Origin of the sequence: Streptomyces sp. SID14478, assembly GCF_010548525.1 — a bacterium.
Taxonomy (GTDB): domain Bacteria; phylum Actinomycetota; class Actinomycetes; order Streptomycetales; family Streptomycetaceae; genus Streptomyces.
The window spans coordinates 1-7,331 of the sequence record NZ_JAAGMG010000876.1 but is presented as its reverse complement, the minus strand read 5'-3'; the positions used below and the strand labels follow the sequence as shown (position 1 = coordinate 7,331).

Genomic DNA, 7,331 nt, shown 5'->3' with positions numbered 1-7,331 from the left:
GGCGACCTCTACGACGTCGTCGCCACCGACCACGGGGTACGGATCGTCATGGGCGACGTCCGTGGGCACGGGCTCGGGGCGCTCGCCACCGTCGGCGCCGTCCTCGGCAGCTTCCGCGAGGCCGCGCACGACGAGGACGAACTCGGGCGGGTGCTGCGGCGGTTGGAGCGGGCGCACGCCCGGCACCTGCGCCAGCGCTGCCGCGACGAGCACCCGGCCGCCGGTGGCGGGGAGCCCGAGAGCCCGCTCGCCGAGGAGTTCGTCACCGTGCTGCTGCTGGAGATCCGGCAGGACGGCGTGGTGTACGCGCTCAACTGCGGACACCCCTGGCCGTACCTGCTGCGGCCCGGTGCGCCGTGCTGCGTCGAACCGATGACCGGCGGAGACCCGATGCCGCCGCTCGGCCCGTTCCCGCTGCCGGCCGAGCTCGTCCCCGTGCGCTGCGGACGGATCCTGCCGGGGGAGGGGCTCCTGCTGCACACCGACGGCATCGAGGACGCGCGGGACGCGCATGGCCGGTTCTTTCCGCTGCAGGCCACGCTCGCCGAGGCGGTGCGCGGCCGCACGGTGGTGCCGAAGGCCGTCATCGAGGCGGTGTACGCCCGGCTCCTGTGCCATGTCGCCGGGCCGCCCAGCGACGACGCGGCGCTGCTCGTGCTCCGCAACGACCGCAGGCGCGTACCCGTCCAGCACGGTGAGCCCGTGGTCCGCAGCGCCCACACCGTTCTCTGACCTCTCCTGCGCGGGGGGCGTCGTCCGCCCGCCGCGGAGTTGTCGGGCAGGCGAGCGGGCGGACGACGCGGGATCGGGCCGCCGCACTGTACGAGGGGGAGCCGGCGGCCCGGCCGGCCTCTTGCGAGGCAGTTCAGTCAAGCGGGTCGAATCCGGCCACAACAGAGTGCACGCGGTGTGGAGTTGAGCATTCCGATCACACCCCGTGTGAAGGCGCCGGGACTAGGCTGCCGACATCGGGGTCCTGCCGACGGAGGCATCCATGCAGCCCAACACCCTGCTCGACGCGATTCTCGACGAGGCCGGGATCTCCCACGCCGGCCTCGCCGCGCACGTGAACCACGCAGGGAAGGCCCGCGGCCTCGCTCTGCGCTACGAACACACCGCGGTGGCCCGCTGGTTGAAGGGCCAGCGGCCGCGCGGCCAGGTTCCCGATCTGATCTGCGAGGTGCTCGCCGGACGGCTGCAGCGGCACGTCACGCTCGACGACATCGGTCTCGGCATCCCCGGTGAACCGGCGGCCTCGCACGGCACGGCGGCCTCGGGGCTGTCCGGGTTCGTGGAGCGCGCGACCGCGCTGTGGCGCTCGGACGAGCAGCAGCGCCGGCACATCCTCGACGCCCCGGCCGTCACCGGCACCCCCGCCGTGATGCCCGTGTGGGAGTGGGAGAACCCGCCGGAGGACACCGACGTCTCGCGCGGCGGACGTCTCCTGGTCAGCCCGGCCGACATCGAGATGATGCGTTCGGCCCGCGCCCACTACGAGCAGATGTACCGCAAGGCGGGCGGCATCGCGACGCGGACCCGGATCATCGGATTCCTCAACAGCGAGGCGGCGCCGCTGCTGCGCGGCAGCTACACGGACGCGACGGGCCGTCAACTGCACCGTGCGACAGGCGGGTTGGTGGCTATCGCGGGCATCTGCGCGTACGACTCGGACGCGCACGGACTCGCCCAGCGCTACTTCCACCAGGCCCTCAGGCTCGCAAAGGCCAGTGGGGACAGGGGGCTCGGGGCGTACGTGATAGCGCTTCTCGTCAACCAGTCGCTGCACATGCGCGAGTACCGGCAGGCCGTCGCCTTCGCCGAGGCCGCACTGCGCGCCGCGGGCCGGCACATCACTCCGGCGCTCGCCTCCGACCTGTACGCGATGCAGGCGAAGGCGTACGCACACCTCGGCGACGGTACGAGCGCCCTGGAGTGCATCCGGCGTGCGGAGTCCGCCGCGGACCGGATCCGGCGCGGGCACGAACCGGACGAAACGGGATACGTTCAGCCCGGATTCGTCAACGTACAGGTCGCGGAGGCCCTGTTGAGCCTCGGTGACTACGACGCCGCCCGGGAGCACGCCACGGAGGCCGTGCACACTCCGGCGCACGACCGCGGACGGGTGCACCGGCTCGCGGTGCTCAGCCAGATCCAGCTCAGACAGGGCAACGCCGAACAGGCCGTGGCCACCGCCGTCGAAATGGCGGAAACGGCGCGGGGGATGGAGTCCCAGCGCCTGCGCGACAGACTCAGGGCGGTGCGCGAGCACCTCATGCGCAGCGGCTGTGCGGGCACCGCCGAGGCCGCCGAGCTGATCGACGGGGCGCTGCGCGTACCACTCTGAGCCCTTAGGTAGGACGCCCGAGGACGCCACTGCTGCGATATTGCCATCCAATCGGCGGAAGGTGGCAGAACCGTGCAGTGGACGAAACAGAACGAACAAACTGTGTATGAGAACCGGTGGTTCAGCGTCAATCTGGCAGACGTTGCCCTACCGGACGGCCGGCACCTCGATCACTTCCTCATTCGGATGCGGCCCGTCGCGGTCGCCACCGTGGTGAACGAGGCCAACGAGGTGCTGCTGCTGTGGCGGCACCGCTTCATCACCGACAGCTGGGGCTGGGAACTGGCGGCGGGCGTCGTCGAGGACGGCGAGGACATCGCGTACGCGGCTGCCCGGGAACTGGAGGAGGAGACCGGCTGGCGGCCGGGACCACTGCGGCACCTGCTGAGCGTGGAGCCGTCCAACGGCCTCACGGACGCCCGGCACCACATCTACTGGACCGACGAGGGAACGTACATCGGCCACCCCCAGGACGACTTCGAATCGGACCGCAGGGAATGGGTCCCACTCAAACTCGTCCCCGACATGATCACTCGAGGAGAGGTCCCGGCCGCCAACATGGCGGCCGCGTTACTGCTCCTGCACCATCTCCGGCTTGGCTAGCGCCTCCCGCACGCTAGTGGCCGATCACCTGCCATACCGCGATCACCAGTGCCCCTACCGCGGTCAGTGCCGCGATCGCCGGCAGGGGCCAGCGCGTGTGTTCCAGCGCGCTGATCCGCGTACTGAGGTCGTCCTGATCCTTGACGGTCTGGTCGTCGCGGTGAGCGAGCAGGGCCAGTTGGCCGTCGATACGGGTCAGTCCCACCTCGAATGCGCGGCGTAACTCTGCGAGTTCTTCGGGGACCACGGGATGCTCCGGGTCGGTGGTCACTAGTCGGCTCCTTTCCGTAGTCGGCACATCCCTGTTGTGCGCATCGGAAGTCAACTCGCCTGGTAGGCGCGGCGGGAGCGTGTGCGGAGGGCATATGCGAGTCACCCGCGCGCACCCCGTGCGAACGCAGTGGGCCCGGTGTTCCGAAGAACACCGGGCCCGCTCGGCGAATACTCTGGGTGATCAGGCGTAGGTGTAGAAGCCCGAGCCGGACTTGCGGCCGAGGCGGCCCGCGTCGACCATCCGCTGCAGCAGCGGGGGAGCGGCATACAGCGGCTCCTTGTACTCGGTGTACATCGAGTCCGCGATGGAGGCGATCGTGTCGAGGCCGATCAGGTCCGAGAGCTTGAGCGGGCCCATCGGGTGGGCGCAGCCCAGCTCCATGCCGTTGTCGATGTCCTCGCGGCTGGCGATGCCGGACTCGAACATCCGGATGGAGGAGAGGAGGTACGGCACGAGCAGCGCGTTGACCACGAAGCCGGAGCGGTCCTGGGCGCGGATCGCGTGCTTGCCGAGGATCTTCTCCACGAGCGCCTGGGCACGGCTGATGGTGCCCTCGGACGTGGTGAGCGCCGGGATCAGCTCCACGAGCTTCTGCACCGGGGCCGGGTTGAAGAAGTGGATGCCGATGACGTGATCGGGGCGGGACGTCGCCACGGCCAGCTTGACCAGCGGGATGGACGAGGTGTTCGAGGCGAGGATCGCGTCGGGGCGCGTGACGACCTGGTCGAGGATCTGGAAGATCTCGGTCTTGACGCCCTCGTTCTCCACGACGGCCTCGATGACGAGGTCACGGTCGGCGAACTCGCCCAGATCCGTGGTGAAGGTCAGGCGCTCCTGGGGCTGCGCCAGCTCCTCCTCGGAGATCTTGCCGCGCTCGGCCGCCTTCGCGAGGGAGTTGAGCAGCCGGGTCCGGCCGATCTCGAGGGCCTCCCCGGTGGTCTCGGCCACCATCACGTCCAGACCGCTGCGGGCGCAGACCTCTGCGATCCCCGCGCCCATCTGGCCACAGCCCACCACTCCGACGCGTGTGATGTCAGTCAAGGTGTCCGTCACCTCGTGCCTTTCGCAGTTCGTCCGGGGTCGCCGGCAATCGGGGTCTTCCGGATCTGCACGTTACCCCGTAGACATGGGAGGGGTGGAGCCCGGGTTAACGGCTGTTCATCCGGTCCACACCGTGGCACAGGAACACGAGGGGAACCATGGGACGTATCTCACGTCTGTCGCGACGCGGCTTCGCGGTCGGGGCCGCGCTCACCCTGGCGGGCATCACGGCGGGGGACGCCGTCGCGGCGACCGGATCCCGGCGTCGGCCGAATTCGAAGGAAATGCGCGGTATGTGGCTTGCCACCGTCGCGAACCGGGACTGGCCCTCGCGTCCCGGCCTGACCGCGGCCGCCCAGCGCGCCGAGCTGATCGCCCACCTGGACACGGCGGTACGCCGCCGCCTGAACACGGTGGTCTTCCAGGCCAGGCCCACGGCCGACGCCCTGTGGCCGTCCCCGTACGAGCCCTGGTCCGACGTGCTCACCGGGACCCAGGGCGAGGATCCGGGCTGGGACCCGCTCGGCACCGCGGTGACCGAGGCGCACCGGCGCGGCCTGGAGCTGCACGCCTGGTTCAACCCCTACCGCGTCGCGAACCACACCGACCCGGGCCGGCTGATCCCCACGCACCCGGCGCGCCTGCACCCCGACTGGGTGGTCCCGTACGGAGGGAAGCTCTACTACAACCCGGGTCTGCCCGAGGTCCGGCGCTTCGTGCAGGACGCGATGCTGGACGCCGTGCGGAAGTACCGCATCGACGCCGTGCACTTCGACGACTACTTCTACCCCTATCCGGTCGCGGGCCAGACCTTCGACGACGACGCGGCGTTCGCGGCGCACGGCGGCTCCTTCCCGGACCGGGCGGCCTGGCGGCGCGACAACATCGACCGGCTGGTGCGGGAGACGGCACGCCGCATCGAGCGGGTCAGGCCCGGGGTCCGGTTCGGCATCAGCCCGTTCGGGGTGTGGCGCAACAAGGCGACCGACCCGAAGGGCTCGGACACGGCGGCCGGCGTGCAGACGTACGACGACCTGCACGCGGACACCCGGAAGTGGGTGCGCGAGGGGTGGATCGACTACATCTGCCCGCAGGTGTACTGGAACATCGGCTTCGCCGCCGCCGACTACGCGAAGCTCGTGCCGTGGTGGGCCGATGCCGTACGCGGCACCGGTGTCCGCCTCTACGTCGGCGAGGCCCTCTACAAGGCGGGCGACCCGGCGCAGCCCGCCGCCTGGCAGGACCCGGCCGAGCTGTCCCGCCACCTCATGTACGCGGCGGGCTTCCCCGAGGTGCGCGGGCACGTCTTCTTCTCCGCGAAGGAGGTCGGCCAGGACCTGATCGGCGCCATGGCCCGGGTCGTCCAGGACCACTACGCGGGATGATCACTCCTGGCCGGCCCCGGGGCGGACGACCGCGTCGGGGCCCGGCGACATGATCGCCTCGTGGCCGTCCTCGAACCGGACGCGGAACGGTGGACCGCCGTCGGTGCCGAGGATCTCGATGATCCGGGCCAGCCGGTCGTGCTGTCCGACGGTCCGGCCGTGCACCAGAAGCCGGTCGCCAACGATTGCGCGCATCAGGAGTGACCCCCCTCGCCGTGCCCGTGAGTTGCGGCAAGTCTAGGGCCGGGCACCGCAGTTGGGACCCCGGGGCGACAGGCCCTACCCGCGTGCGCGCTGGGTGACGGCGATGCACACGAGGACCGCCACCGCCGTGACCGGCGCCGCGACCGGCAGCGACTCGCCCAGCAGGAACACCGACCACACGAGCGTCAACAGCGGCTGGGCCAGCTGGAGTTGGCTTGCCTTGGGGATGCCGATCAGGCCCATGCCCTTGTACCAGACGACGAGGCCGAGGAACTGCGAGCCCGCCGCCACCCACAGCAGACCCGCGAGCGCGTGCCCGCCCAGGTGCACCGGCTCGTACGACAGGGCCACGCCCGTGCCCGCCGCGGCGATCGGCAGGCACAGCACCAGGGCCCACGCGATGACCTGCCAGCCCGGCATGACCGCCGCGAGCCGGCCGCCCTCCGTGTACCCGGCCGCGCAGATCAGCAGCGCGCCGAAGAGGTAGAGGTCGGCCCTGGTGAGGGCGCCGCCGCTCTGCTGCACCGTGAACGCGATCACGGCCGCGGCGCCCGCGCACGCCGCGATCCAGAAGGCGCGGGAGGGCCGGGCCCCGGTGCGCAGCGAAGAGACCACGGCCGTGGTGAGCGGCAGCAGGCCGACGACCACCGCCGAGTGCGCGGTCGTCGCCGTCTGCAGGGCGAGGGTGGTGAGCAGCGGGAAGCCGAGGACCACGCCGGCCCCGACCACGGCGAGCCCCGCCCAGTGCCGGCGGTCCGGTACCGGAACCCGCAGGGCGAGCAGACACGTACCGGCGATCGCGGCCGCGAGCACGCTGCGCACGGCGACCAGGGACCAGGGGCCGAAGCCTTCCAGGCCCCAGGCGGTGGCGGGGAAGGTGAGCGAGAACGCGGTGACGCCGAGAGCCGCCAGGAGCGTTCCGGAACCGGCCGGGGAACGGCGGGTGACCGCCGCGGTGCCCGCCGTGCCGCCTGCCGCGGTCCGCTCGGCGACTGCTATCGCGTTGTGTTCGGTAGCGCTATCCTCAGTCCTCATGCACGAGCGTAGCAGCGTGGGTGAACTGGCGAAACAGCTCAAAGGGGAGCTGAAGCGCTACTCAGATGGTGAGAAGCTGCCGTCGAGCCGGGCGCTCGTCGAGCGGTTCCGCGTCAGTCCGGTGACCGTCTCGCGGGCGCTCGCGCAGCTCGCCGCGGAAGGGCTCGTGGTCACCCGGCCCGGCGCGGGTGCCTTCAAGGCCGCGCCGCGCGCCGCCGGGCCCGCGGGCGACACGTCCTGGCAGGAGGTCGCGCTGAGCGCCGACTCCGCCACCGACGTGGTGCCGCGCGCCGTGGACGCCTCCGGGGTGCTGGTGACGCTGGCCGCGTCGCCGCCCGGAGTCATCGAGTTCAACGGCGGCTATCTGCACCAGGCACTCCAGCCCACCGGTGCGATGTCCGCCGCGCTCGCCCGTGCCGGACGGCGGCCCGGTGCGTGGGACCGG

Annotated in this window: 9 protein-coding genes; 5 read left to right on the top strand and 4 right to left on the bottom strand. The window is 71.4% G+C overall.

The annotated features are described in order from the left end of the window. The 3 genes from G3I40_RS28755 to G3I40_RS28745 all read left to right on the top strand — a co-directional run. A partial coding sequence (locus tag G3I40_RS28755) for a PP2C family protein-serine/threonine phosphatase (protein WP_164305391.1) occupies nucleotides 1–732 on the top strand: 732 nt, incomplete at its 5' end. A gap of 262 nt (nucleotides 733–994) precedes the next feature. Next, nucleotides 995–2,344 (top strand): transcriptional regulator, encoded by a 1,350-nt coding sequence (locus G3I40_RS28750; RefSeq protein ID WP_164305389.1) that lies wholly within the window; start codon nucleotides 995–997, stop codon nucleotides 2,342–2,344. A 72-nt stretch (nucleotides 2,345–2,416) separates the two neighbouring features. Further along, nucleotides 2,417–2,947: an NUDIX hydrolase gene (locus G3I40_RS28745; RefSeq protein WP_164305387.1), complete on the top strand. Its 531-nt coding sequence runs from the start codon at nucleotides 2,417–2,419 to the stop codon at nucleotides 2,945–2,947. A gap of 13 nt (nucleotides 2,948–2,960) precedes the next feature. On the opposite strand, the gene G3I40_RS28740 is transcribed toward G3I40_RS28745, so the two are convergent. Both G3I40_RS28740 and G3I40_RS28735 read right to left on the bottom strand, forming a co-directional pair. Continuing rightward, nucleotides 2,961–3,218, bottom strand: coding sequence for a hypothetical protein (locus G3I40_RS28740; protein ID WP_164305385.1), 258 nt, complete (start codon nucleotides 3,216–3,218; stop codon nucleotides 2,961–2,963). 183 nt (nucleotides 3,219–3,401) lie between these two features. Beyond that, nucleotides 3,402–4,262 (bottom strand): 3-hydroxybutyryl-CoA dehydrogenase, encoded by an 861-nt coding sequence (locus G3I40_RS28735; protein WP_164305383.1) that lies wholly within the window; start codon nucleotides 4,260–4,262, stop codon nucleotides 3,402–3,404. Between the two features lie 167 nt (nucleotides 4,263–4,429). Here G3I40_RS28735 and G3I40_RS28730 point away from each other — a divergent pair, with 167 nt between their 5' ends. Further along, nucleotides 4,430–5,647 (top strand): family 10 glycosylhydrolase, encoded by a 1,218-nt coding sequence (locus G3I40_RS28730; protein WP_343245044.1) that lies wholly within the window; start codon nucleotides 4,430–4,432, stop codon nucleotides 5,645–5,647. Here G3I40_RS28730 and G3I40_RS28725 read toward each other — a convergent pair whose 3' ends face one another. Together G3I40_RS28725 and G3I40_RS28720 are read right to left on the bottom strand one after the other, a co-directional pair. Continuing rightward, on the bottom strand, nucleotides 5,648–5,842 hold the full coding sequence (locus G3I40_RS28725) for a DUF1918 domain-containing protein (RefSeq protein ID WP_164305379.1): 195 nt from the start codon (nucleotides 5,840–5,842) through the stop codon (nucleotides 5,648–5,650). An 84-nt stretch (nucleotides 5,843–5,926) separates the two neighbouring features. Further along, entirely contained in the window at nucleotides 5,927–6,886 is a 960-nt protein-coding gene (locus G3I40_RS28720) for a DMT family transporter (RefSeq protein WP_164305377.1), read from the bottom strand. Between G3I40_RS28720 and G3I40_RS28715 the strand changes: the two genes are divergently transcribed. Then, on the top strand, nucleotides 6,885–7,331 hold a 447-nt coding region (locus tag G3I40_RS28715), incomplete at its 3' end, for a winged helix-turn-helix domain-containing protein (RefSeq protein WP_164305375.1). The two genes, G3I40_RS28720 and G3I40_RS28715, sit on opposite strands and share 2 nt — an antisense overlap.

What these genes read in the sequence shown, in the direction of transcription:
- G3I40_RS28725 (WP_164305379.1), bottom strand. Translation starts at nt 5,842, where the DNA reads ATGCGCGCAATCGTTGGCGACCGGCTTCTGGTGCACGGCCGGACCGTC.
- G3I40_RS28750 (WP_164305389.1), top strand. Translation starts at nt 995, where the DNA reads ATGCAGCCCAACACCCTGCTCGACGCGATTCTCGACGAGGCCGGGATC.
- G3I40_RS28720 (WP_164305377.1), bottom strand. Translation starts at nt 6,886, where the DNA reads ATGAGGACTGAGGATAGCGCTACCGAACACAACGCGATAGCAGTCGCC.